The organism is Sphaerisporangium sp. NPDC005289 (assembly GCF_040607455.1).
GTDB lineage: Bacteria > Actinomycetota > Actinomycetes > Streptosporangiales > Streptosporangiaceae > Sphaerisporangium > Sphaerisporangium rhizosphaerae.
On sequence record NZ_JBEXGS010000009.1, the window covers coordinates 70452 to 94667 of the forward strand.

Genomic DNA, 24216 nt, shown 5'->3' on the forward strand with positions numbered 1-24216 from the left:
CCTCCGCCCGTCAGAGCCGCTCGACGCGATCGCCCTCGGAGAGGACGCCCCGGGTGTCGAGAATGAGATGGGCTCGTTGCTGCACCATGTCCAGATCGAACTCGGAGTGCTGCTGCAGGAGCACGGTGACGTCCGCCTTGCGCACCGCCTCCGCCAGGTCGTCCTCGCGCGGCACCTCGACCCCGTCGACCGACCACTGCTTGACGTGCGGGTCGGCGAACAGCAGCTCGGCGCCGAGGTCGCGGAACGCGCGGGCGACCGGCACCGCGGGAGTCTCGCGCTCGTCGGCGATGTCGGGCTTGTAGGTGACGCCCATCAGCAGGACCCGCGAGCCGTTCACCGGCTTCTTGGCGCGGTTCAGCAGGCGCTGCACGCGGGCGACGACGTACGCGGGCATCCGCTCGTTGATCTCCTGCGCCAGCTCCACGAAGCGGAACGGGTAGCCGAGCTTGCGCACGGCGTGGGAGAGGTAGGAGGGGTCGACCGGGATGCAGTGCCCGCCGACGCCGGGGCCGGGGAGGAACTTCTGGAACCCGAACGGCTTGGTGGCGGCCGCCTCGATCGACTCCCACAGGTTCACGCCGAGCTCGTCGCAGAAGATGGCCATCTCGTTGACCAGCGCGATGTTGACGTGCCTGTAGGTGTTCTCCAGCAGCTTGGCCATCTCGGCCTCACGGGTGCCGCTGACCGTCACCACCTGCTCGACCAGCCGGCCGTAGAACGCCGCCGCGCGGTCGCGGCAGGCCTGGGTGTAGCCGCCGACGACCTTGGGCGTGTTGCGCAGGCCGAACTTGGGGTTGCCCGGGTCGATGCGCTCGGGCGAGAAGGCGAGGTGGAAGTCGACGCCCGCGGTGAGCCCGGAGGCGTCCTCCAGGATGGGGCGGACCACGTCGTCGGTGGTGCCGGGGTAGGTGGTCGACTCCAGGACGACGAGCGTGCCCCGCTGAAGGTGGCGCCCCACCGTCTCGACCGCGCCGCGCACGGCGGACAGGTCCGGGCGGTGGTCCTCGTCGAGCGGGGTCGGCACGCAGATGACGATGGTGTCGCTGCCCGTCAGGACCGTCTGGTCCAGCGTGGCGGTGAAACCGTTCGTCAGCATCGTGTCCAGGTCGGCGTCGCTCAGGTCGTCGATGTACGAGCGGCCTGAGGTCAGGGCGTCGACCTTGCGCGGGTCGATGTCCAGCCCCACCACCCGGAAACCGACGCCTGAGGCCTCCTTGGCGAGGGGCATGCCCACGTACCCGAGGCCGATGACCGCGAGATCGTATGCGCTCACGTGACGACCTGAGGGAGTCCGAAACAACACTGCATGGTGGGAAAGGCTATCTCAAGTCCGCACAGATCACGTCTAATGCGATTGAACGGGTAACCAAGCGAAGGTTTCACAAGGGTCATCTCGGGGTTGTCATCCGGCGACGGACTGGTAGATCGTCTTGTAGTTCTCGGCGATGCGGCTCCACGTGCGCTTCGCGGCCACCTCGGCGCGGCCCGCCTCGCCCATCTCGGCGCGGCGCGCGGGGTCCTCGCGGAGCCCGGCCAGCGCCTTGGCCAGCGCCGCCGGGTCGCCCGGCGGAACCAGCAGCCCCGCGCCGTCCGACCCGACCAGCTCCGACAGCGCGGGCAGGTCGCTCAGCACGACGGGCTTGCCCAGCGCCATGGCCTCCACCGGCTTCAGCGGGGTGACCAGGCGGCACACGCGCAGGTCCTCACGCGGGCACACGAAGATGTCGATGGCCGACTGGGCCTGCAGCGCCTCCTCGGGCCCCACCCGTCCGGGCAGGATGGCGAGGTCGCCGAGCCCGAGCTTCTCGGCCTGGGCGAGCAGCGCGGGCCGTTCGGCGCCGTCGCCGACGATGAGCACCCGCACCGGCGTCCTGGCGTCGCGCAACTGCGCGGCGGCCGACAGCAGCGTGGCGAAGCCCTCGTAGCCGACGATGCTCGACACTGAGCCGACCACGATCTCGCCCGGCGCGATGCCGTACGCGGCGCGGAAGGCCGCGCCGTCGTAGTCGGCGGTCAGCAGCGAGTCGTCCACGGCGTTCGGCGCCAGGAAGATCTTCTCCCGGGGGACGCCGCGCTCGACGATCTCGGACGCCATCGTCTCGGCCAGCGTGACCACGGCGTTCGCCGAGCGCATGATGTGCGCCTCGCGCTCGCGCTGGAGCAGGTGGCGCTCGCTGCCGACCCGGGCGGCGTCGCGCGAGGCCCAGGTCTCCTCCAGGAAGCCCCGCACCTCGTACACCAGCGGCGTGCCGGTGCGCTCGCGCACGGCCAGCCCCACCGAGCCGTTGCGGTGGTCGGTAGCGGCGTGCAGGACCTGCGGCCGCAGCGTCCTGACCAGCTCGGTCACCTCGCCGGCGCCGCGGATCATGCGGCCGCGGCTCTCGAACGGCACCTCGCCGCTCGGCAGCAGGCGGTGGTAGGGGACGCCGTCGATCTCCTCGTACGGCTCGGCGTCGGCGTGCCCCTGGAGCATCGGCCAGCCCCAGCTCGTCACCACGTGCGGGTCGAGCCCGGCGGCGCGCTGCGCGGTCACGATGCGGTGGGTGCGGACGGTGTAGCCGGCCTGGGTGTAGGGCAGCGCGTTGGTCACGCAGTGCAGCACCCGGCCCGCGACCCGCTCGCCGACGATCACCTTGGACTTCGGCGGGATCGGGGAGGCGCCGATGGCGGCCTTCTCGCCCTCGTAGTAGGCGATGCGCCGGCGGATGAACGGCCAGCGCGCGTGCGGCTGGAGCACCTCGACGGCCTTGGTCATGCGCCCGCGCTCGAACTCGACCTTGGCCGCCTCGAGCGGGCCGTCGGCCATCCGCCGCGCGATCTTGCGCGCCGTGACCTTGACCACGCGGGCCACCGGCCAGGCGACCTTGCCCACGGCCGGACGCAGACCTGGCGGCATGGCCTCCGCCGCTGCCTGCGCCACCCGCATCGGGTCGGACTTGACCCTGGTGACGAAGACCCTGGAGACGATGACCGGATGCTGGACGAAGCCCTTGAGGAAGCCGCGCAGGCCGGCGCGAGCCGACTTGGGGGAGACCTTCTCGGGCCGGCTGGCCTCGGAAACCACGCCGTGACCGTACCATAGGCAACGCTTGGTCCATCGGGGCAACATGTGACCCACTCCCGGCTGAAAGGCGAGGTCAATGAGGGACAATCCCCTCGTCCTGCACGTGCTCGGCGCTCGCCCGAACTTCGTCAAGGCGGCTCCGGTCGTGCGCGGCCTGGACGAGCTGGGGGTGCGGCAGGGCATCGTCCACACCGGGCAGCACTACGACGCGCTCATGTCCGACGTCTTCTTCGCCGACCTCGGCCTGCCCGACCCGGTCGCCAACCTCGGCGTGGGCTCCGGCAGCCACGCGCGCCAGACGGCCGCGCTGCTCACCGGCCTGGAGGAGGTCGTCCTCACCCACCGGCCCGACCTGGTGGTGGTGTACGGCGACGTCAACTCCACGCTCGCCGCGATCCTGGTGTGCGCCAAGCTGCACGTCCCGACCGCGCACGTCGAGGCGGGCCTGCGGTCCTTCGACCGCGAGATGCCCGAGGAGGTCAACCGGGTCGTCACCGACGCGCTCGCCGACATCCTGCTGGTCACCAGCCCCGACGGGCTGTCCCACCTGGCGAACGAGGGCGTCTCCCCCGCCAAGGCGCACCTGGTCGGCAACCCGATGATCGACAGCCTGTTCTCGGCGCTGCCCAAGCTCGACCCCGCGCCGCTGAAGGCCCGGCTCGGCCTGCCCGACCGGTACGCCGTGGCCACCCTGCACCGCCCGGCGAACGTCGACGACCCCGAGTCGGCCCGCGAGCTGGTCGAGGCCGTGCTGGCGGTGGGCGAGCAGGTGCCGGTCGTGGTGCCGCTGCACCCGCGCGGGCGCGAGCGGCTGGCACAGGCGGGGCTGGTCACCGGCGAGGGGCTCACCATCATCGACCCGCTGGGGTACGTCGAGTTCCTGTCGCTGGTGCGCGGCGCGGCGCTCGTCGTGACCGACTCCGGCGGCGTGCAGGAGGAGACCACCATGCTGGGCGTGCCGTGTTTGACCGTGCGGCCGAACACCGAGCGGCCGGTCACGATCACGCACGGCACCAACCGGCTGGTCACCCCCGCGACGCTGCCGGCTGCGGCGTCCAAGGCGCTCGCGGACGGCGCGGCCACCCCGAGCGGCGACCTGCCGCCGCTGTGGGACGGCAAGGCGGGGCCGCGCATCGCCCGCGTCATCGAGGCGTGGCTGCGCGGCGACAACCTCTCGCCGGCCGCGCAGGGTACGGTGCCGAACAGCTGACCTGCGCGTTTGGGCGAATTGCCCGACTTCGCGGACCGGACGCCGTACGATCGGACATTCCCGGGCCATGCGGGGGTGACGCGCGCGTGAGAAGTCCCGGACAACGAGGGAGCGAGTCCGACCATGGCCGATGACGACAAGAATCCGGACGAGCCGCGTTTCCAGCGTCTCGGCGCGGCCAACTGGCTGCCCGAGGAGCGCAAGGTCGTCGAGCGCTACGAAGACCGCATCCGCGATCTCGAGCGGCGTCTGGCCACGGCCGAGGCCAAGGCCGAGTACGCCCAGTGGCAGCTGTCGGCGACCAAGGCCCAGCGTCCGTACCGCGTGAGCACGGCGCTCGCCGGCGCCAAGCGCCCCGCCAGGCTCGTCCGGCTCCCCCGCGACCTGTCGCAGGCCATGAAGCCGAAGAAGGCGCCCAAGCCGCCCGCGACCGTCACCGCGAGCGCCGCCGCCATCGACGCGGTGCTCGCGCACGCGCCCGAGGTCAAGATCCCCAACCTCGCCTGGCCGGACGGGCCGGTCAACCGCCCCGACCTGAAGGTCGCGGTCATCTTGGACGACTTCTCCCGGATGGCGTTCAAGTACGAGTGGGACCAGATCGAGTTCGGGCTCAAGGACTGGCAGGAGGTCTTCGCCGAGAAGCGTCCTGACGTGCTGTTCTGCGAGTCGGCCTGGCACGGCAACCAGGGACGCTGGCGCTACCAGATGACCGGCACCAACGCGCCCAAGCAGGAGCTGCGCGAGCTGGTGGCCTGGTGCCGCGAGCAGGGCATCCCCACGGTCTTCTGGAACAAGGAAGACCCGCCCAACTTCGACTTCTTCATCGACACCGCCAAGCTGTTCGACTTCGTGTACACGTGCGACGGCGACATGGTGCCGAAATATCGCGAGATATTGGGTCACGACCGGGTGGACGTGCTGCAGTTCGCCGCGCAGCCCCGGGTGCACAACCCCATCCAGACCAAGCAGGGCCGGCCCTACGACGTCGTGTTCGCCGGCATGTACTTCCGCGACAAGCACCCCGAGCGGCGCGAGCAGATGGAGACCGTGATCGCCCCCACGCGGGAGCTCGGCCTGCACATCTTCGCCCGCAACGACAAGGCCGGCGACAAGTACGCCTGGCCGGAGGAGTACCGGCCGCACATCGTCGGCGAACTGCCCTACGAGCAGATGCTGGCCGCGTACAAGATGTACAAGGTCTTCCTCAACGTGAACTCGGTGATCGACTCGCCGACCATGTGCGCCCGGCGCGTGTTCGAGCTGTCGGCGTGCTCCACCACCGTGCTGTCGGGCTGGTCGCGGGCCATCGAAGGCACCTTCGGGCCGCTGATCCCGATCGCCCACACCCAGGAGGAGGCCTACAACCAGGCCCTCTACCTGATCAACAGCCCCGAGCTGCGCGCCCGGCAGGCCCACCTGGCCATGCGCGAGGTCTTCGACAAGCACCTGTTCACCCACCGCGTCGACCAGATCCTCACCGCGCTCGGCCGCCCGGTCGTCCCCCGCACGAAGAGCGTCTCGATCGTCCTGCCCACCAACCGCGCGGGCCAGCTCGAACACGCCATCGCGCAGGTCGCCCGGCAGCGTCACCGCGACCTGGAGCTGATCCTCGTCCTGCACGGCCTGTCGATCGACCCCGAGGTCGTGCGCGACAAGGCGCTGGCCGCCGGCGTCCCCGCCGTCAAGGTGCTCACCGCCGACCCCGCGCTGACGCTCGGCGAGGTGCTCAACCTCGGCATCGCCCAGGCGGACGGCGAGTACATCGCCAAGATGGACGACGACAACCTCTACGGCCACCACTACCTGTCGGACCTGCTCCGCGCATTCGACTACGCCGACGCCGAGATGGTCGGCAAGGGCGCGCACTACACCTACTTCCCCGCCACCAACACCACGGTGATGCGCCTGCCCGGCCTGGAGCACCGGTACGCCCACCTCGTGCAGGGCGCGACGATCCTCGCCAAGGCGGACCTGCTGCGCACGTTCGCCTTCGAGGCGGTCAACGCGGGCGAGGACACCCGTCTGGTGCGCCGCTGCAAGGAGGAGGGCGTGCGCATCTACTCGGGCGACCGCTTCAACTTCGTCTACATGCGCGGCGCCGACGCCTCCGCCCACACCTGGAAGGCCCAGGACTACAAACTCACCCGCAACGCCCAATTCTGCTTCGTCGGCCACCCCGAAGCCCACGTCATGATCTGACCTCCGCTCCAGAGTGCCCATCAACCCGGCGATGACCTGCGCAGGCCGTGGCCCAGGGGCGCCATGAAGGTGTCGTGAGCATCAGCTCGCGAAAGTGAACCCGGCGGCTCTCCGGACGGTGAGCCGGCCGGGTTTCGCGTATCTGGAGCACTTGCCCGATCCGGTCGACGGTGGAAGATTGTTTCTATACGCAATCGGCAGTTTCCGATCGGAATGGTGCGGATTATGCGGGTCATCGGGGCAGGGTTCGGGCGTACGGGGACGTTGACGCTGAAGACGGCGTTGGAGCGGCTGGGGTTCGGGCCGTGTCACCACATGACCGAGGTGATCGGCGATTCGCGGCAGGTGCGGCGCTGGCTCGCCGTGTCGCGGGGCGAGACCCCCGACTGGGACTCCGTGTTCGCGGGTTACCGGTCGTGTGTCGACTGGCCGGCCGCCGCGTACTGGCGCGAACTGGCCGCGCACTATCCCGAGGCCAAGATCGTCCTGACCGTGCGGGACCCCGCCCGATGGCTCGACAGCATGCGGGCCACCATCCTGAAGCAGCGCGAGCGCGGCACCACGCTGCCTTTCCGGATGACGATGTGGTTCTCGAAGGTGCTGGGCACCGACCTGGCCGCCTTCATGGAGATGACCCGGCGCATCGTCACCGAACGCGAGTTCGGCGGCCGGGCGGACGACTCCGAGTACCTGATCGAGCGGTTCGAGCAGCACGTGGCGGAGGTCAAGGCGGCGATCCCGCCCGAGCGGCTGCTGGTCTTCGAGGTTCGTCAGGGGTGGGAGCCGCTGTGCGGCTTCCTCGGGGTGCCGGTGCCCGACGAGCCCTTCCCCCGGGTCAACGACACCGCCGACTTCCAGGCCAGGACCCGCGCCCGGCTCAGCCCCCTGCTCCTACGCCGTAGCTGACCGAGCTCCTACGCCGTAGCTGACCGACGCCCGGCACCAGGGCCGCCAAGATCACCCTGGACACATGTCCGCCGAACATGGGCGACGAGAACCGCCCGCTGCCGGTCGCCGTCGGCGACCGTCATTCGCGGGCATCGTCGATGACGAGCCGGATGCGGCCCGCCGCTCAGAGGAGATTCTCCGCGGGGCCGTCCAGCGGCGCGCGCCACCTTGGATGGACGGCGCGTCGTCAGGTCGCGGGTCGACGACCGGGGAGCGCCGAGCGTAGGCGGAGCGCCACGTCGCACGGTCGGGGGTGCGGGGAAGCTTGACGGTGTCTTTCTCCTGGGCGTGTGCGGCATTCGCCGTACTTATGCGGTTATGGGGAATCTGAACGGTGATGACAGAGTTGCGTACTTTTAGGACGTCCGTGCTGCCGGCGCAGGGCGTCCGCTTCGACGTTCAGGACCAACCCGCAAGGAGAGTTCCCCGACGTGACGACGGCAACGACGTCCAAAAGCATCGGTCTCAGGTCGGAGCGCGGTCCGGTACTCGCCGCCATCATGCTCTGCACCAGCCTGGTCGCACTCGACAGCACGATCATCGCGACGGCGGTGCCCTCGGTCGTCAGCGACCTGGGAGGCTTCTCCCAGTTCCCGTGGCTGTTCTCGATCTACCTGCTCACCCAGGCCGTCACCGTCCCGCTGTACGGGAAGTTCGCCGACATCTTCGGCCGCAAGCCGGTGATGTTCTTCGGCATCGCGGTCTTCCTCCTCGGCTCGGTGCTGTGCGGCGTGGCCTGGAGCATGCCGGCGCTCATCATCTTCCGCGCCCTCCAGGGCATCGGCGCCGGGGCCGTCCAGCCCATGAGCATCACCATGGTCGGCGACCTGTACTCCGTCGAGGAACGGGCGCGCGTGCAGGGGTACGTGGCCAGCGTGTGGGGCGTGTCCGCCGTGATCGGCCCCACGCTCGGCGGCCTGTTCTCCGAGTACATCTCCTGGCGCTGGATCTTCTTCATCAACCTCCCGCTGGGCGCGATCGCCGCCTGGATGCTCGCGCGCCGCTTCAAGGAGAACGTCACCCGGAGCACCCACAAGATCGACTATCTGGGCGCGGCGCTGCTCACCGCGGGCTCCTCGCTGATCATCCTGGGGCTACTCGAAGGCGGAGTGGCGTGGGCCTGGGACTCGGTGCCGAGCCTGGCCATCTTCGCGGCCGGCATCGTGATGATCGTCGCCTTCGTGCTGGTGGAGCGCCGGGCCGTCGAGCCGATCCTGCCGCTGTGGGTCTTCCGCCGCCGCGTCCTGATCGGCGGCAACCTCGTCGGGCTGAGCGTCGGCGCGCTCATGATCGGCCTCACCTCGTACGTGCCGACCTTCGCCGAAGGCGTCCTCGGCACCGGGGCCCTGGTCGCGGGCTTCGCCCTGGCGGCCCTGACCATCGGCTGGCCGCTCGCCGCGACGTTCTCCGGCCGCCTGTACATGCGCATCGGCTTCCGCGACACCGCGCTCATCGGCGCGGCCGTGGTGCTGGTCGGCTCGGTGATGTGCGCCTTCCTCGGCGAGCACGCGCAGGTCTGGCAGGTCGCCGCGGCGTGTTTCGTCGTCGGCGCCGGACTCGGCCTGTCCTCCAGCCCCACCATGGTCGCCATCCAGTCGGTCGTCGGCTGGGAACGCCGCGGAGTCGTCACGGCGACCAACATGTTCAGCCGTTCCATCGGCAGCGCGGTCGGCGCCGCCGTCCTCGGCGCCATCTCCAACGCCACCCTGTCCGACCGCTTCACGCACCCGCCGGCGGCGCTGGCCGGCAAGCTGCCCAACAGCCTCGACGCCACCAGCCTGGTGCTCGGCGCCCAGGGAGCCACCGCCCAGTCGCCCACGGCCGCCTACATCCGCAAGGCCCTGTACGACGCCAGCCACCACGTCTTCCTCACGGTCCTGGTCGTCGCCGTCCTCAGCGTCGGCGCCTTCCTCCTCATGCCCCGCAAAACAGAAGAACTGACCTTCGACTGACCATCGGAGGCGCCTCACGCGCCCACCTTCGGCTTCATCTCTGACTACAATGTAGTCATGGCACCGTCTCCCAGATCGATCAGGTTCGAGGAAGCCGTCCTCGACAAGCTCGCGCGGTTCGTGATGGAGCACCCAGGTCTGTCGGTGTCGGCTGCGGTGAACCTGCTCGTCGCGGAGGCACTGCGGATGGAAGAGCATCCTGGCGTCCTCTTCCGGTCCGGTCCTTCCGGCAGACGTGCGGTGACAGTGAACGGCCCGGACGTCTGGGAGATCATCCAAGCGGTCAAAACGACTCGCGCAGCCGACACGGATGCGTCGGCCCAAGAGATCATCGAGATGGTGAGCGAGCATTCGGGCACAACGCCGCAGCAGATCACAACCGCGATTCGCTACTGGTCGGCCTACCCCGAGGAGATTGACGAGCAGATAGAGGCCGCGGAGCATGCCGCCACGGCCGCAGAGGAGCGGTGGCGTCGCGAGCAGGGCCTGCTGGCCTCGTGAGCGCACGGCTTCTTCTGGACGAGATGTTCGCGCCATATCTGGCAGCGGAACTCAGAGCCAGGGGGTACGACGTGATCGCCGTGGCAGAGTGTGACGGGGGGCCGGGCACTCCAGATGACGGCGTGATCGAATCGGCCATCGGTCAGGATCGCTGCGTCCTCACCGAGAACGTCCGTGACTTCGAGATGCTGCGAGTCCAAAGGCTCACACAGGGACGGCCGTGTGCGGGCCTGCTCTACAGCGCTGCTCGCCGTTTCCCCCGTACCAAGTCGGCGATGGGCCGACTGGTCGACGCGCTGGAGGAAAGGCTTTCGTGCGACCGTCTGCCTCCATCGGGCCAGGTCGACTGGCTCCCCTGAGAAGCGGCCTCGGCGGTGTGCCGTTGTCGTGCCTCTCGCCGTGGGCAGGGCCGCCGAATACGATGAGAGGGACGGCACCCCCCTGATGGAGAGGGGAACGGACATGGCGATCTCTCTCAATCACACGATCGTTCCCGCGCGCGACAAGCGGGCCTCGGCCGGTTTTCTGGCGGGCATTCTCGGGCTGGCCGTCGGCGAGCAGGTGGGGCCCTTCATCCCCGTGCGGGTCGGGGAGCTGACCACGCTGGACTTCGCCGACGTCGACTTCGCGACCAGAGGGGTCAGCGAGATCTCCCCGCACCACTACGCCTTCGCGGTCGGCGAGACGGAGTTCGACGAGATCTTCGGCAGGATCATGGACGCGGGCCTCGACTTCTACGCCGAGCCCCACGAGCCCAAGCGCCATGGGGAGATCAACACCTGGCGCGGCGGCCGCGCGGTCTACTTCGACGACCCCGACGGCCACATCATGGAGGTCCTGACCGTCACCTCCTCCTGACCGGTCCGTGCCTGAGTCCGGCACTGCCGGCCGTCCGTCACCGTCTCTCCACATGCCCGCTTGGGGCGCCGACCTTCGCCGCCCACCTCCCCGCTCCCGGTCGCGCCAGTGTCACGTGCGATCTTCCTCTAGGCTCCGCCCATGTCTTCGCGGATGCCGGATGGCCGGTCCTCGAGAGTCAGAGAGCCGCTGCGGCCGAAGCTCGGGGCGTCGTTGACGAGCGCCGAAGGGTCGGCGCTCGACATGGTGGACGACGGGCTGTACCGGGCGCTGGAGTACAAGGGCGCCGATCTGTCCTTCCGCGACGCGGGCGCGGTGGAGTTCGAGGGCTGCCGTTTCGTCGAGACGACGTTCTCCGGCACGAGGATGCGGCGCGGTGGCTTCTCCGATGTCGAACTCCAGCGGTGCGACCTGTCCAACATGGCCGCGACGTCCTCGACCATGCTCCGGACCCGAGTGAGCGCCGGCCGCCTCACCGGCATGACGTGGCCGGAGTGCGCGTTCCGGGACGTGCTGGTCGAAGACTGCCGCGCCGACCTGGCGGCGTTCCGGTTCTCGACGTTCAAGAACACCGTCTTCCGCGACTGCACCATGCTGGAGGCGAACTTCCAGAACGCCGACCTGACCGGCACCCGCTTCGAGCGCTGCGACCTGTCCGGCGCGCAGTTCTCCGGCGCCAGGATGGCGGGCGCGCGTTTCGCCGACTGCGTCCTGCTCGGCATCGGCGGCGTGACGAGCCTCGCGGGCGTGACCGTCAGGAGCCGGGACGCCCAGGGACTCCTCCACAGCCTGGCCGGCGCACTGGGGATCACCATCGAGGATTGACGTGCCCTCGTCCGGGTCAGGTCAGGTCAGGCGGCGGCCTGGTCCTGGACGATCTGGTCCTTCAGCGGGGTGAGGGCGGAGGCGATGGTGGCGATGGTGTCCGCCGGGACCCCGCAGGCGGCCAGGGCCCCGGCCAGGTGGCCGACCACCGTGTCGAAAGCGCCCGCCGTGATGCCGCGGCCCGCGTGGGCCTGGTCCATGGACCTGCCCCGGTACTCCTGCGGCCCGCCGAGCGCCGCGGCGACGAAGCTGCGCTGGTGGGCCTTCAGCCTGCCCATGTCGACGTCGTTGAAGTAGCCGGCCAATGTGGGGTCGGTGATGACGCGGGTGTAGAACTCCTCGACGACCGCCGCGACCGCGCTCGCGCCCCCGACCTGATCGTAGATCGACGCCATGGTGTCCTCCTCGACGTTGTACCGCCGTCGAGATGAGGATGACCACCGAGCGTTGCTCCGCGGAAACAGCGGAAATCGTTCTGTGTAGCCGGTGTATCACCGGAAAGACATGCCGGTAATGGGCGGCGGGCGGTCCGTCACCGGCTGCCCGCCTCTTCCCGCGAAGTGCCGGTCCTGCGGCGGACCGGGGTCAGGCCGGCAGGTGGGCGACGCCGCCGATGAGGGTGGGCCGGCTCAGGTCGATCTCGACGTCGGGCTCGGAGGCGGGCCGCCAGCCGGACACCGGCACCAGGCCGGGTTCGAGCAGGTCCATGCCCTCGAAGTAGCGGGCGACACCACGATCGTCCCGGTGCTGTCGGCGAGCAACGCGCGGGCGTGGGTGAGTCAGGATGGCGACCATCAGGACGGCCACCGGCCGGGACAGGTCGAAGTGACCGAGCAGGGGATGGACGGGTCGATTCCCGCCACTAAGGGGTCCTCGAACGTCATTTCCTCGCCTTCCGTCTGGTAGCGATCTTATGACGCGCCCGCGCGCCCGTCCCTGGTCCGCCGCCGCCTTCCCGCACCGGTCGGACGGGGAGTCGCGCCGCGGCGCGCGGGCCGCATGGGGCAGGCTGGTGTCATGGAGCTGTTCCCGCAGGTGCCGGTGGCCGACTGGCAGGACACCAAGGAGACGTTGCACCGCTTCGCCCAGGTGGTGGGCAAGATCCGGCTCGCCGCCGGAGTGCGGCGCAACCACTGGTGGAACGCGCCCTTCCACCTGACCGGGCGCGGGCTCACCACGCGTCCGATGGGACAGGCCGACGGCAACCCGATCTTCACCATCGACTTCGACTTCGTCGGCCACCGGCTGGAGGTGGCCAGGGGCGACGGCAGGATGATCTCGTTCCCCCTGTACGGGCACTCGGTGGCGTCCTTCTACCGGGAGACCATGAGGGCGCTGGACGACCTCGGGATCGACGTGCACATCGACATCCCGAGGCCGTTCGACCTGCCCGACGCAGGCCGGCCGTTCGCCGAGGACACCGAGCACGCGGCCTACGAGCCGGCGGCGGTCACCCGATATTGGCGGGTCCTGAGCCAGGTGAACCTGCTGCTGGAGGAGTTCGCGGCGGGGTTCTCGGGCAAGATCAGCCCGGTGCACCACTTCTGGCACACCTTCGACATCGCCTGCACCCGCTTCTCCGACCGCCAGGTCGAGCCGTCACCCGACGCCGACCCCGTGACGCGCGAGGCGTACTCACGGGAAGTGATCAGCTCGGGGTTCTGGTTCGGCGACGACGCCTTTCCCGAGCCCGCCTTCTACTCCTACACCGCCCCCGAGCCGGCGGGGCTGGCGAACGAGCCGCTGCTGCCGCCGGCGGCCCGGTGGACCGAGCGGGGCGCGAGCCATCTCGCGGTGCTGCGCCACGCGGACGCCCACACCGACACCGACCCGCACGCCGCCGTGCTCGCCTTCTACGAGAGCGCCTACCGGGCGGGGGCCCGGCTCGCCGGCTGGGACATCGCCCGCCTGGCCTGCCCCGGCGGCGTCACCGATCCGCTTTTTCGCGTCGGCGGCGCGCGGGGCGGGCTTCCGCCTGCCTGAACGGCTTCGCGCGGGCCGTTGAGGACGCGGCAGAGGTGCCGGGCGGCACGATACGGCCGCCCGGCACCTCTCGGAGACCAGCGGGCCGGTCAGGTGGTGGTGTTCTGGGCGGCCTTCTCGGCGGTCTGGCGGATGCGCTCGAGCTGGGCGTCGGTGACGTTCAGGGAGCCGAATTCCTTGACCGCCTGGTAGTAGGTCCAGGCGACGCTGTTGCAGGTGGCCCGCGGGATGGTCGAATATCCGGCGCAGACCGCCTTCATGTCGAAGTAGAAGGAGTCGTCGATGCGCGACTTGTTCGCCGGGAACTGGTTCACGGCCTTGTAGTTGCGGTACCCGAAGTCGTGCCGCCTGCACGGCATTCTGAAGTCGAAGCCGAGCGGCTGGTCAGGGCTGCTGGAGCACAGGTCGGTCGACCAGTCGAAGGCGTAGTCCGCCCAGTTGCCCTGGTTCTGCCAGGCGGCCTGCCAGGCGGAGGAGCTGGCCGCCGTGGGCTGGCTGAAACTGGAAAGTGCGGCGAGCTTTTGCTCGAGCGTCACCGCGTATGCGGGTATTGTTAAACCCAGTATCGTGACGAGGGAGAGGGCGACGGTCGCGAGGGCACGTCTCATCATGGGGGGCTCCGGCTTTGTCGGGGGGATGGCTCGCGGGGCAGCGATCGGCCACGGCACAACAATGAGGCGAAATAACCCGGAACGCCGGAACATAATCTGATCAATACCGGTGCCGATATTCGCGGACAATCGCTCTTTACAAGCTGACCGCGTCCTGTAAAATCGACATTCTTCCTGGACGCCCCCGACTCCGCGCTGTGGCAGGCTGGGCGGGTGGACGAGATCTGGGATGTCGTCGTGGTCGGGGGCGGGCCGGCGGGTGCGGCGGCGGCCATCCGCGCCAGGCAACTACGGCCAGACGCCCGGGTGCTCCTGGTCGACAAGGCCGACTTCCCGCGTGACAAGGCGTGCGGGGACGGCATCGCCGCGCACGGCCGCGAAGAGCTCGCCCTGCTCGGCCTCCCCGATCTGATCGACGACTACCGGCCCGCGCGGGGGTTGTCGGTGGTGTCCCCGGGCGGCGCACGAGTGACCGCCGCCGTCGCCCGCCCCAATCACGTGGTCCCGCGGGCGGTCTTCGACGCCCGCCTGGTCGAGGCCGCCCGCGCGAGGGGCGTCGAGGTGCGCCGGCACCGCGTCCGCGGGCTCGCCGCGCGCGACGACCAGGTCGTCCTGGACGACGTGCTGGCCGCGCGCGTGGTCGTCGCCGCCGACGGGGCCAACTCGGCCGTGCGGCGGCTGATCGGGGTGCCGCCGTCGCCCGACCGGCACACCGCGATCGCGGTGCGCGGCTACGCCGAGGTTCCCGCCGACGACGACGTCCAGTTCATCGCCATGCAACGGGACGGGTGGCCCGCCTACGCCTGGTCCTTCCCCATCGGGGACGGCACGGCGAACGTCGGGTTCGGCATGATGCTGCCCCGGCTGCGCGCCACCGGCCGTCCGGGCCGGGAGGTCCTGCACGGCCGGCTCGCCGAACTGCTGCCCCACCTGCCCGCTCGCGACCTGCGCGCCCACCACCTGCCGCTGTCCCCCGGCCGGCCGAGGCCCGGCGCCGGGCGGGTGCTGCTGGCCGGCGACGCGGCGAGCCTGATCAACCCGCTGACCGGCGAGGGCATCTACTACGCGTTGCTGTCCGGCCGGCTGGCCGGGGAGGCCGCCGTCGAGGCGGCGGACCCGCTGCCCGCCTACCGCCGCAAGCTGGCCAGGGCGCTCGGACGGCACCTGCGCACCACGGACCTGCTCTCGCGCGCCGCCCGGTCGCCGGGGTTCATCGACGCCGCGATCGCCACCGCCGCCCGCCGCAAGGAGGTCTTCGACCTGCTCGTGGACGTGGGCCTCGGCGCGGGCACGGTGCCGCCGCCCCTCGCCCTCGCCGTCGCCCGCCGCTGGCTCTGGAACGGCGTCCGGCTCCGCACCCGGCACGCCTGAACCTCCCAGCCCCAGAAACCGGTCCGGCACGCCTGGGACCTGGACGTCCCGAGGTCAGCTCTGGACGACCGCGCGGGTGAGCATGGACAGGGCCGACGGGCGCAGGCTGTCGGTGCGGGTCCACAGGGCGGCGTCCACGGACTGGCGCTGGCCGGCGTGCTCGACGGCCGTCAGCCCGTGCTCGGCGAGCAGGGCGGCCATCTCCTCGGGACCGAGCATCGACAGCCACGGTTCGCCCTGCTCGGCGGCCATGGGCATGATGCCCTCGACGTACGCCTGCCCGGCCTCGTCGCGCAGTTCCTCCGGCAGCATGTGGTCGACGACGACCTGCGACCCGGGCGCGAACCCGCCGATCACCTCCAGGGTGCGGCCGATGCCCTCCCTGGTCAGGTACATCGTCACGCCGAGCCAGCTCACGAAGGCGGGACGGGAGGGGTCGAAGCCCGCGCGGGTCAGCCCGTCCAGCAGCGCGTCGTTCTCGAAGTCGACGGGGACGAAGGTCACGGTGTCCGGGACGGCGATGCCCGCGCCCGCCAGGGCCGTCCTCTTCCACGCCTGGGTCGCCGGATGGTCGACCTCGTAGACCTGGACCGGCGCGCCGGCGCCGGCCCGGTAGGCGTAGGAGTCGAGACCCGCGCCGAGGATCACATACTGGGCGACGCCGCGGCGCACGGCGTCGGCGAGCCGGTCCTCGGTGTGGCGGGCGCGGGTGACGGCCGCGGCGCGGACGCCGGAGAGGATGAGATGGGCGCCGTGCAGCCGGTGGTAGGCGAGGAGTTCCTCGGCGCGGTCGGCGAGCAGCGCGTGGGCCAGGGTGTCGGCGAAGATCAGCGGCGGGTCGTCGACGATCAGATGCGCGGCGCGGGCGGCGGCCGCCATGAGGGCGGTGCGGCTCGGTTCTCCGTTTTCGTTCACGACCGGAGAGCATATATATGATTTCCATCATCATATCACGGCGAAAAAACTTATTCAGGCCATTTGTCATTCCAATCCGATGACAATTCCGGCCATTCGCGCCGCCATTCGCGGACGATTCCACCCGGCCGGGCGCGGGCACGGATCATCGTACGGAGATCAGCCGGAGAACAGGCCGCGGACGTGGCCGGGCGGGTGGCCGAGGACGGCGCGGACCGTCCGGGTCAGGTGGGCCTGGTCGGCGAACCCCAGGGCGAGCGCCAGCCCGGCCAGGTCGGTCTCGCCCTCCTCGATGCGGGCCAGGGCCCGGCTGACCCGCACCCGGTTGCGGTAGCCGCTGACGGTCATACCGACGTGCGCGCGGAACGTGCGGCTCAGGTGCGAGGGCGACACGCCGAGGGCCCGCGCCAGCCGCACCAGGTCGGCCGACTCCGGGTCGCCCGCGACGATGGCCTCCCGCGCCCGCGCCGCCAGCTCGCCCCGGCCACGCCCCGGCCGGGTCCGGGGGACGCGCACCGCGGCGGCGATCGCGTCCACCAGCCGCTCCACCGGGTCGGCGGCGTCGGCCGTGGCGCGCAGGAGCAGCCGGTGGGCGAGCTCGACCCTGCCGTCGACCGCGACCGGCGCCCGCGGCGGCTCGTCGCCGGCCACGGCGTGCCACAGCGGCTCCCGCACGTGGATGAAGGTGCACACATCGCCGCCCGCCGGGTGCGCGAAGGCGTACTCGCGGCCGGGGACCGTCAGATAACCCATCGTCGGGTCGGCGCTCACCTCGTCGCCGTCGCTGCGCACGCGGAACCTGCCGCGCCGCACGAGCACGAGGCCGTTGCCGTGGCCCTCCTCCGGCGCAGACCATCCGTCGTGCCGTTCACCGCATGACACCACATGGACGGAGAAGTCTGACCCGTCCACCACCCGTCGGGACGTACGCACCCGCCCACCTTAGGCACGGCCACCCCACCTCCCGCGCCCGATCCGGCCACATTTCGGACGTCCGAAGGAAGAAGCGCAAATACGTGCAAGACGCCGGACGGGGCGGCGGGCGAGCCTGTCGGAATGGTTTCCACGCTCACCCGGCGGCGGGGCGGCACCGTCCTCGCGGTCCTGCTCGCCGGCCAGACGATGGCATCGATGGACGGTTCGATCGTCACGGTGGCGCTGCCGTCCATCCAGCGCGACCTCGGCGGCGACGGGGCGATGGTGCAGCTCGTCGCCTCCGCGTACATGCTGGCCCTCGGCCTGCTGATCGTCACCGGCGCGCGGCTCGGCGACGTGCTCGGCCACCGGCGGGCCTTCCTCGGCGGGCTGGCCGGCTTCACGCTGGCTTCCCTGCTCTGCGGGCTGGCCTGGGCGGCCCCCGCGCTGGTGGCGGCGCGGATCGTGCAGGCCGCCGCCGCGGCGCTGATGACGCCGCAGGTGTTCTCCCTCATCCAGCTGCGTTTCGACGGGGCGGCGCGCAAGCGGGCGATCGGGCTGTACTCGATGGTGCTGGCCCTCGGGGTGGCGCTCGGCCAGCTGGCCGGCGGGCTCGTCGTCGGGGCCGACCTGTTCGGCCTCGGCTGGCGTCCGGCGTTCCTCATCAACGTGCCGGCCGGCGCGGTCCTGCTGGTCGCCGGCGTGCGGGCGCTGCCGCGCGCGGGCGCGACGGCCGCGCGGCTGGACCTGGCCGGCGTCGGCCTGCTGACCATGGCGATGACGGCCCTGATCACGCCGCTGATCTTCGGCAGGGAACACGGCTGGCGGCCCTGGACGTGGGCGTCGCTGGCCGCCGGGGCCCTGCTGCTCGCGGGATTCGCGCGGTTCGAGCGCCGCATGGCCCTGCGCGGCGGGCAGCCGCTGCTCGACCTGACGGTGCTGCGTCCCAGGGGTGTGCGGCCCGCGCTGGTCGCGTGCTTCACGGTGATGGCCTGCTACGCGGCCTTCCTGTTCGCGCTGACCCTCCACCTGCAGGGGCGGCTGGGATTCGGCCCGTTCGGCGCGGGGCTGGCCTTCGCACCCTACGCGGCGGGGTTCGCCGCGCTGAGCCTGACCTGGACCCGGCTGCCGGAACGGACGCAGGCGGCCCTCCCGGTCGCCGGCCCGGTCGTCTTCGCCGGGGTCGCGGGGGCGGTGGCGGCGGTGACCGGGCTGTGGGGCGGCGGGTGGCCGGTGGCGCTGGTGACGCCGCTGCTGTTCGCGGCGGGGGCGGGCCACGCCGCCGGGTACAGCCCGCTGATCGCCCAGGTGTCGGCGGTGGCCGGCCCCGGCCGGGCGTCCGCGCTGTCGGCGCTGAACTCGACCGGCCCCGTGCTCTCCTCCGTCGGCGCCATCGCCGTGCTCGGCGGGCTGTACCTGAGCGCCGGACTCGGCTGGACCGCGGCGGCCATCGCCGTCCTGCTCCTCGCCGGAGCCTGTTCCGCCGCCGCCGCCCGGGCCGCCTGGCGCCCCGCCACGCGTCCGGCGCCGGCACCCGCGGGCGCGGCGCGGCGCTCCTAGGACGGCGGGTCAAGGCGGGTGCGCGGCGCTTCCAGAACGGCGGGAGGTGAGGCGGGTGCGCGACCCTCCTAGGACGGCGGGGTGGACAGGCGGGCGCGCTGCGGGACGACGGTGTAGCGGGGGTCCTGGCTGGAGGCGACACCCGCCGAGAACACCCCGAAGCGGACGCAGACCGAGGCGGCCATCAGCGCGGCGCCCGAGACGACCGCGAGGGCCCGTCCTCGCCCTGGATGGCCGGGGACGGCGTGGGAGGCGCGCGGCCTGGAGGTCGGTGACGCGAGTGAAGCCAGGGAGCCGGCCCGGACCCGGCCCCGGCCGGTGGGCGAGCCTCCTGAGACACGGCCGGCGGAGACGCGGCCGGCGGCCAGGGCGGTCAGGGCGCCGGCCAGGCTCAGGAGCTCGCCGGCGCGGGTCAGCGTGCCGGGCCGTCCCCGCTCGTACGCCTCGGCGACCATGCCGAGGCGGCGGCGCATCAGCCGCCCGGCTGCCAGTTCCAGCGCGGCGCCGAGCACGGCCGCGCGGCGCGCCGGGGCGTTCTCGGCCGCCGGCGTGGCGATGAGGGCCGCCCCGGCCGCCGTGGCCATGGCCGAGCCGGCGAACAGGAACGGCATCTCACGGTGCCCCTGGTGCCAGGCGGGCACGGCGGTGTCGCCGATCAGCACCGCGGTGTAGGTGCTGACCGCCGGTCCGAGGACCGCCGCGCCGTACCCGGCGGCCCGTCCCACCAGGGGGAACCTGCCGGTGAGGTCGGTGAGCGCGCTGACCCCGGCCAGCGGCGCGTACGCGGCCAGCAGCCAGGAGCCCATGTTCATCGGCGAGGACGGCTTGACGACGCGCAGCATGTTGACGAAGCGGGCCGGACGCCCGAGATCGGCGACCAGCGCGGCCAGCGACAGCGTGATGCCGGCGAGCGCGGCGAGCTTCGTCGCGCGGGCCAGGGACGGGCGGCCGGTCAGCTCACCGCCGGCCGCGAGCGCCGAGGAGGCGCCGGCCAGCCCGCCCAGGTACAGGTACCCGCCGATGTGCAGTTCCCGCCAGACCGGCGGCTTGAGGATGGGCCGGTCGTAGTAGGAGGTGAACTCCTCCGCGATCGAATCGGCCATCAGGGTCGCCCCACCGCCGGCGCGTCCACGCGTCGTCATCTCGCTCCTCGCTCTCGTCGCGCCGGTGTCCCCCTGAGGGCGGGCGCCGCCGAGCCTCATCGGCGTGCCGTGAGGAAGGCGGCGGCGACCCCGCAGACCAGGGCCGCCGCGGCGACGGCCGCGTGCCGCCACATCGACGGCAGGTCGCGGGTGGGGTCCATGGGGGCGGGCGGCAGGCCGTACACCTCCGGCTCGTCCAGCAGCAGGAAGAACGCGCCGTTGCCGCGCACCCCGTCCTCGGGGTCCTCGCCGTAGAGGCGGGCGTCCTGGACGCCGTCGCGGTGCAGCGAGCGCAGACGCGCCTCGGCCCGTTCGAGCAGCTCGTCCACCGGCCCGAACTGGATGGACTCGGTCGGGCACGCCTTGGCGCAGGCCGGGACGAGCCCGTCGCCGAGGCGGTCGTAGCACAGCGTGCACTTGAACACCCGGCCGTCGTCCTCGCGCTTGTCGATCACCCCGTACGGGCAGGCCGAGACGCAGTAGCCGCAGCCGTTGCACACGTCCTCCTGGACGACGACCGTGCCGAACTCGGTGCGGAACAGCGAGCCTGTGGGGCAGACGTTCAGGCAGGCCGCGTCGGTGCAGTGTTTGCACACGTCGGAGGCCATCAGCCAGCGCAGGTCACCGGCCCCCTGGTCGCCGGAAGGCCGTCCGCCGGGGGCCTGCGGCGCGCGCACCGGCTTGCGCTGTTCGATGAAGGCGACGTGCCGCCAGGTGGACCCCGACAGTTGCCCGGTGTTGTCGAAGGACATGGCGGTGAGCTCGAAAGGCGCGTCCGCGGGAAGCCGGTTCCACTCCTTGCAGGCCACCTCGCACGCCTTGCACCCGATGCACACCGAGGTGTCGGTGAAGAAGCCCATCCGCGGTGGATGCTCCGGGTAGCCGGTCTCCTCCTGGACCGCGGGCAGCCCGGCGGCCGGAGGCGCCGTCATCGCGCGCCACCCTGGTGTGCGGGCTGGTCGATGCCGGCGCGGCGGCGGAAGGTCTCCACCAGGCGCGGGAGGCCGGGTCCGCGCGGCCGCCGTCCCGGCTGGATGTCGGCGGTGAGCACCTTGGTCTCCTGGATGTCGGCGTTCGGGTCCAGCACGATGGAGGTCAGCTCGTTCGCGGGGTCGCCGACGGCCAGGCCGTTCGGTCCCCAGTGGTAGGGCAGGCCGATCTGGTGGACGACCCGGCCGTCCAGGTGCAACGACGGCATCCGGTCGGTGACCATGACCCTGGCCTCGATGGCGCCGCGCGCGCTGATGACGGTGGCCCAGCCGCCGTGCTCCAGCAGGCGCTCCTCGGCCAGTTCCGGCGACACCTCGCAGAACATCTGCGGCTGGAGCTCCGACAGGTACGGCACCCAGCGGCTCATGCCCCCGGCGGTGAAGTGCTCGGTCAGCCGGTAGGTGGTGACGACGTACGGGTAGACCTCGCTGCCGGGCGGGTGGTAGCGGTTGCCGGGCCGGTCGTAGGTCAGCCGGGCCGGGTTGCCGCGCTGCGCGGGGTGCAGCAGGTTCTCCGACGGAGTGTCCTGCGGCTCGTAGTGGGTCGGCAGCGGGCCGTCCATCAGCCCGGCGGGCGCGAACAGCCAGCCCTTCCCGTCGCCCTGCATGATGAACGGGTCGATGCCCGACAGCGCGTCCACGCCCTCGGCGTCCTCGGGCGGCCGGTGGTCGGGGGGCCGGTCCTCGACGAAGTCCGGCACGTCGTGCCCGGTCCACCGGCCGAGTGAGGCGTCCCACCACACGTACGCCTTCCGGGGGCTCCATGGGGCGCCCTCCGGGTCGGCCGACGCGCGGTTGTACAGGATGCGCCGGTTGAGCGGCCAGGCCCAGCCCCATTCGCGGGAGGTCCAGCTCTGCTCGGTGTGCGGCCTGCGGCGCGCCGCCTGGTTGACGCCGTCGGCGTACACCCCGCAGTAGATCCAGCAGCCGCACCGCGTCGAGCCGTCGTCGCGCAGCTCGGTGTAGCCCGACAGGAGCCGCCCGTCGGGGCCGTACCCGTTGATCTCCTGGAGCACGGCGGCGGCGCTCGGCTCGGCGAGCGGGCCCTCGACCGGGTAGTCCCAGGCCAGGTCGAGGAACGCGCGGTCGCCCGGCTCGTCCGAGCCGGCCAGCCGCTCCTTGACCATCCGGCCCAGGTGGTAGGCGAACCACAGGTCGCTGCGGCGGTCGCCCGCGGGTTCGACGGCCGTGTCGTGCCACTGGAGCAGGCGGTTGGTGTTGGTGAAGGTGCCGCTCTTCTCGGTGTGCGCGGCGGCGGGGAAGAAGAACACCTCGGTGGCGATCTCCTCGGTGCGCAACTCGCCGCTCTGCACCTCGCGACCGTCCTTCCACCAGGTCGCCGACTCGATGAGCGAGAAGTCGCGCACGACCAGCCACTCCAGGTTCGCCATCCCGAGGCGCTGCAGGCGGGCGTTGGCCGACCCCACCGCCGGGTTCTGCCCGAACAGGAAGTAGCCCTTGCAGACGCCGTCGAGCTGGGCCATCGTCGTGTCGTAGGTACTGTGCGAGCCGGTCAGCCGGGGCAGGTGGCCGAAGCAGAAGTCGTTGTCCGGCCTCGCCGCATCCCCGTAGTAGGCCTTGAGCAGGCTGACGACGTAGTTGCGGGCGTCGGCCCAGAACCCCTTCTGCGTGCTGATCACCTCGACGAAGGTGTCCAGGTCCTCGTCGCTGTGCGCGTACGGCATCGGGATGTAGCCGGGCAGCAGGTTGTACAGGGTCGGGATGTCGCTGGACCCCTGGATGCTGGCGTGGCCGCGCAGCGCCATGATGCCGCCGCCCGGCCGCCCGATGTTGCCGAGCAGCAACTGCAGAATGCTCGCCGCGCGGATGTACTGCGTGCCCACGGTGTGCTGGGTCCAGCCCACGGCGTAGGCGAACGCGCTGGTGCGCTCGCGCCCGGAGTTGGAGGTCAGCGCGTCGCAGACCCGGTGGAACAGCTCCGGCGGGATGCCGCACGTCCGGTGGACGAACTCCGGGGTGTAGCGGGCGAAGTGGCGCTTGAGGATCTGGTACACGCAGCGCGGGTCGGTGAGCGTCTCGTCGCGTTGCGGGTGCAAGCTGACCGGGGCGCCGCCCGAGCCGTGCGCCTCGCTGCGGCCGGGAACGTGGTACTCGTCAAGGCGCAGCCGCCGCCCCGACGCGGCCTTCACCGCGGGCCCCTTGTACTGCCAGGTCGCGACGTCGTAGGTGCGGGTGCCGGGGTCCCAGCCGGAGAACACCCCGTCCAGGTCCTCGGTGTCGGCGTAGTCGTCGGTGACGATGCTCGACGCGTTGGTGTAGTTGAGGACGTACTCGCGGAAGTCCTTGCCCTCCTGGAGCACGTGGTTGATGATCCCGCCGAGGAAGGCGATGTCGGAACCGGGGCGGATCGGCACGTACAGGTCGGCCATCGCGCTGGTCCGGCTGAAGCGCGGGTCCACGTGGATGATCGTGGCGCCGCGCAGCTTGGCCTCCATCACCCACTGGAAGCCCACCGGGTGCGCCTCGGCGAAGTTGGAGCCCTCGATGACGATGCAGTCGGAGAACTGGAGGTCCTGCAGGAAGGTCGTGGAACCGCCCCGGCCGAAGGAGGTGCCGAGCCCGGTGACCGTGGAGCTGTGACAGACCCGCGCCTGGTTCTCCACCTGGATCACGCCGAGCCCCGTCATCAGCTTCTTGATGAGGTAGTTCTCCTCGTTGTCCAGCGTCGCGCCGCCCAGGGTGGCGATGCCGAGGGTCCTGGCGACGCGTCTGCCGTCGCGCTCCTGCTGCCAGGTCTCGCGCCGGGTGCGCACCACCCGGTCGGCCACCATGGTCATGGCCGTGTCCAGGTCGAGTTGCTCCCACTCGGTGGCGTAGGGCCTGCGGTAAAACACCGCGTGCTCGCGCCCCGGGCCGGTCGTGAGCTGGAGAGAGGCCGACCCCTTCGGGCACAGCCTGCCGCGGCTGACCGGAGAGTCGGGGTCTCCCTCGATCTGCACGACCTTGCCCCCGGAGACGTACACGTTCTGGGCGCAGCCCACCGCACAGTAGGGGCAGACCGACTTCACCACGCGGTCGGCGGTGGCGACGCGGGCGCGCAGCGCGTCGGTGCGGGGCGAGCGGGCCGCCGCTCCGAGGCCGCCGCGGTCGGGGCCGGTGAGCTGCCGCAGCACCGGCCACCTGCCCAGGAACCCGCTCATGCCCATACA

The 24216-nt window shown here is 71.4% G+C and carries 21 protein-coding genes; 11 read left to right on the forward strand and 10 right to left on the reverse strand.

Annotated features, from left to right (window positions below; all coding sequences use genetic code 11):
• Window positions 1-10: 10 nt before the first annotated feature.
• The gene (locus ABZT47_RS17645; RefSeq protein ID WP_354842561.1) at window positions 11-1276 is read right to left on the reverse strand and encodes a nucleotide sugar dehydrogenase; all 1266 of its coding nucleotides are present in this window, start codon (window positions 1274-1276) and stop codon (window positions 11-13) included.
• Window positions 1277-1405: 129 nt separating this feature from the next.
• Window positions 1406-3067, reverse strand: a complete 1662-nt coding sequence (locus ABZT47_RS17650; RefSeq protein ID WP_354842564.1) for a glycosyltransferase family 4 protein — start codon at window positions 3065-3067, stop codon at window positions 1406-1408.
• A gap of 76 nt (window positions 3068-3143) precedes the next feature.
• Here ABZT47_RS17650 and wecB point away from each other — a divergent pair, with 76 nt between their 5' ends.
• The 8 genes from wecB to ABZT47_RS17690 all read left to right on the forward strand — a co-directional run bounded on the left by wecB (window position 3144) and on the right by ABZT47_RS17690 (window position 11560).
• Window positions 3144-4277, forward strand: coding sequence for a UDP-N-acetylglucosamine 2-epimerase (non-hydrolyzing) (wecB, locus tag ABZT47_RS17655; protein WP_354842567.1), 1134 nt, complete (start codon window positions 3144-3146; stop codon window positions 4275-4277).
• 123 nt (window positions 4278-4400) lie between these two features.
• Window positions 4401-6476 (forward strand): glycosyltransferase, encoded by a 2076-nt coding sequence (locus tag ABZT47_RS17660; RefSeq protein ID WP_354842570.1) that lies wholly within the window; start codon window positions 4401-4403, stop codon window positions 6474-6476.
• A gap of 225 nt (window positions 6477-6701) precedes the next feature.
• Window positions 6702-7382, forward strand: coding sequence for a sulfotransferase family protein (locus ABZT47_RS17665; protein ID WP_354842572.1), 681 nt, complete (start codon window positions 6702-6704; stop codon window positions 7380-7382).
• Window positions 7383-7855: 473 nt separating this feature from the next.
• Window positions 7856-9376, forward strand: a complete 1521-nt coding sequence (locus tag ABZT47_RS17670) for an MDR family MFS transporter (RefSeq protein WP_354842575.1) — start codon at window positions 7856-7858, stop codon at window positions 9374-9376.
• A 57-nt stretch (window positions 9377-9433) separates the two neighbouring features.
• Window positions 9434-9877, forward strand: coding sequence for a hypothetical protein (locus ABZT47_RS17675; protein ID WP_354842577.1), 444 nt, complete (start codon window positions 9434-9436; stop codon window positions 9875-9877).
• Complete coding sequence (locus ABZT47_RS17680; protein WP_354842580.1) at window positions 9874-10236, forward strand: DUF5615 family PIN-like protein; 363 nt, start codon at window positions 9874-9876, stop codon at window positions 10234-10236. The genes ABZT47_RS17675 and ABZT47_RS17680 overlap by 4 nt, the downstream gene beginning before the upstream one ends.
• A gap of 103 nt (window positions 10237-10339) precedes the next feature.
• On the forward strand, window positions 10340-10735 hold the full coding sequence (locus ABZT47_RS17685) for a VOC family protein (protein WP_354842583.1): 396 nt from the start codon (window positions 10340-10342) through the stop codon (window positions 10733-10735).
• Window positions 10736-10876: 141 nt separating this feature from the next.
• A complete protein-coding gene (locus ABZT47_RS17690) occupies window positions 10877-11560 on the forward strand; it encodes a pentapeptide repeat-containing protein (RefSeq protein WP_354842586.1) in 684 nt (227 codons plus the stop codon).
• Between the two features lie 26 nt (window positions 11561-11586).
• On the opposite strand, the gene ABZT47_RS17695 is transcribed toward ABZT47_RS17690, so the two are convergent.
• Together ABZT47_RS17695 and ABZT47_RS17700 are read right to left on the reverse strand one after the other, a co-directional pair.
• Window positions 11587-11955, reverse strand: coding sequence for a group 1 truncated hemoglobin (locus ABZT47_RS17695; protein ID WP_354842589.1), 369 nt, complete (start codon window positions 11953-11955; stop codon window positions 11587-11589).
• A gap of 190 nt (window positions 11956-12145) precedes the next feature.
• The gene (locus tag ABZT47_RS17700) at window positions 12146-12355 is read right to left on the reverse strand and encodes an SAM-dependent methyltransferase (protein WP_354842591.1); all 210 of its coding nucleotides are present in this window, start codon (window positions 12353-12355) and stop codon (window positions 12146-12148) included.
• 222 nt (window positions 12356-12577) lie between these two features.
• On the opposite strand from ABZT47_RS17700, the gene ABZT47_RS17705 reads away from it, so the two are divergent.
• Window positions 12578-13543 carry a DUF5996 family protein gene (locus tag ABZT47_RS17705; RefSeq protein WP_354842594.1) on the forward strand — a complete coding sequence of 322 codons (966 nt, stop codon included), beginning with the start codon at window positions 12578-12580 and terminating at the stop codon, window positions 13541-13543.
• 89 nt (window positions 13544-13632) lie between these two features.
• Here the strand turns inward: ABZT47_RS17705 and ABZT47_RS17710 are convergent, their stop codons facing one another.
• Window positions 13633-14079 (reverse strand): phospholipase, encoded by a 447-nt coding sequence (locus ABZT47_RS17710; protein WP_354842597.1) that lies wholly within the window; start codon window positions 14077-14079, stop codon window positions 13633-13635.
• A gap of 288 nt (window positions 14080-14367) precedes the next feature.
• Between ABZT47_RS17710 and ABZT47_RS17715 the strand changes: the two genes are divergently transcribed.
• Entirely contained in the window at window positions 14368-15525 is a 1158-nt protein-coding gene (locus tag ABZT47_RS17715; protein ID WP_354842600.1) for an NAD(P)/FAD-dependent oxidoreductase, read from the forward strand.
• Between the two features lie 54 nt (window positions 15526-15579).
• Here ABZT47_RS17715 and ABZT47_RS17720 read toward each other — a convergent pair whose 3' ends face one another.
• A complete protein-coding gene (locus ABZT47_RS17720; RefSeq protein ID WP_354842603.1) occupies window positions 15580-16440 on the reverse strand; it encodes an SAM-dependent methyltransferase in 861 nt (286 codons plus the stop codon).
• 159 nt (window positions 16441-16599) lie between these two features.
• The gene (locus tag ABZT47_RS17725) at window positions 16600-17373 is read right to left on the reverse strand and encodes a helix-turn-helix transcriptional regulator (RefSeq protein WP_354842606.1); all 774 of its coding nucleotides are present in this window, start codon (window positions 17371-17373) and stop codon (window positions 16600-16602) included.
• A 123-nt stretch (window positions 17374-17496) separates the two neighbouring features.
• Between ABZT47_RS17725 and ABZT47_RS17730 the strand changes: the two genes are divergently transcribed.
• Window positions 17497-18915: an MFS transporter gene (locus tag ABZT47_RS17730; protein WP_354842609.1), complete on the forward strand. Its 1419-nt coding sequence runs from the start codon at window positions 17497-17499 to the stop codon at window positions 18913-18915.
• Between the two features lie 68 nt (window positions 18916-18983).
• Here the strand turns inward: ABZT47_RS17730 and nrfD are convergent, their stop codons facing one another.
• From nrfD to fdh, 3 genes are all read right to left on the reverse strand, one after another.
• The gene (gene nrfD, locus ABZT47_RS17735; RefSeq protein WP_354842612.1) at window positions 18984-20057 is read right to left on the reverse strand and encodes an NrfD/PsrC family molybdoenzyme membrane anchor subunit; all 1074 of its coding nucleotides are present in this window, start codon (window positions 20055-20057) and stop codon (window positions 18984-18986) included.
• A gap of 56 nt (window positions 20058-20113) precedes the next feature.
• Window positions 20114-20917: a 4Fe-4S dicluster domain-containing protein gene (locus tag ABZT47_RS17740; protein ID WP_354843168.1), complete on the reverse strand. Its 804-nt coding sequence runs from the start codon at window positions 20915-20917 to the stop codon at window positions 20114-20116.
• Window positions 20918-20985: 68 nt separating this feature from the next.
• The gene (gene fdh / locus ABZT47_RS17745) at window positions 20986-24213 is read right to left on the reverse strand and encodes a formate dehydrogenase (RefSeq protein ID WP_354842616.1); all 3228 of its coding nucleotides are present in this window, start codon (window positions 24211-24213) and stop codon (window positions 20986-20988) included.
• Between the last annotated feature and the right edge of the window lie 3 nt (window positions 24214-24216).

What these genes read in the sequence shown, in the direction of transcription:
- ABZT47_RS17695 (WP_354842589.1), bottom strand. Translation starts at nt 11,955, where the DNA reads ATGGCGTCGATCTACGATCAGGTCGGGGGCGCGAGCGCGGTCGCGGCG.
- ABZT47_RS17660 (WP_354842570.1), top strand. Translation starts at nt 4,401, where the DNA reads ATGGCCGATGACGACAAGAATCCGGACGAGCCGCGTTTCCAGCGTCTC.
- ABZT47_RS17700 (WP_354842591.1), bottom strand. Translation starts at nt 12,355, where the DNA reads ATGGTCGCCATCCTGACTCACCCACGCCCGCGCGTTGCTCGCCGACAG.
- nrfD (WP_354842612.1), bottom strand. Translation starts at nt 20,057, where the DNA reads ATGACGACGCGTGGACGCGCCGGCGGTGGGGCGACCCTGATGGCCGAT.
- wecB (WP_354842567.1), top strand. Translation starts at nt 3,144, where the DNA reads ATGAGGGACAATCCCCTCGTCCTGCACGTGCTCGGCGCTCGCCCGAAC.
- ABZT47_RS17665 (WP_354842572.1), top strand. Translation starts at nt 6,702, where the DNA reads ATGCGGGTCATCGGGGCAGGGTTCGGGCGTACGGGGACGTTGACGCTG.
- ABZT47_RS17730 (WP_354842609.1), top strand. Translation starts at nt 17,497, where the DNA reads ATGGTTTCCACGCTCACCCGGCGGCGGGGCGGCACCGTCCTCGCGGTC.
- ABZT47_RS17690 (WP_354842586.1), top strand. Translation starts at nt 10,877, where the DNA reads ATGTCTTCGCGGATGCCGGATGGCCGGTCCTCGAGAGTCAGAGAGCCG.
- ABZT47_RS17740 (WP_354843168.1), bottom strand. Translation starts at nt 20,917, where the DNA reads ATGGGCTTCTTCACCGACACCTCGGTGTGCATCGGGTGCAAGGCGTGC.
- ABZT47_RS17705 (WP_354842594.1), top strand. Translation starts at nt 12,578, where the DNA reads ATGGAGCTGTTCCCGCAGGTGCCGGTGGCCGACTGGCAGGACACCAAG.
- ABZT47_RS17675 (WP_354842577.1), top strand. Translation starts at nt 9,434, where the DNA reads ATGGCACCGTCTCCCAGATCGATCAGGTTCGAGGAAGCCGTCCTCGAC.
- ABZT47_RS17685 (WP_354842583.1), top strand. Translation starts at nt 10,340, where the DNA reads ATGGCGATCTCTCTCAATCACACGATCGTTCCCGCGCGCGACAAGCGG.
- fdh (WP_354842616.1), bottom strand. Translation starts at nt 24,213, where the DNA reads ATGGGCATGAGCGGGTTCCTGGGCAGGTGGCCGGTGCTGCGGCAGCTC.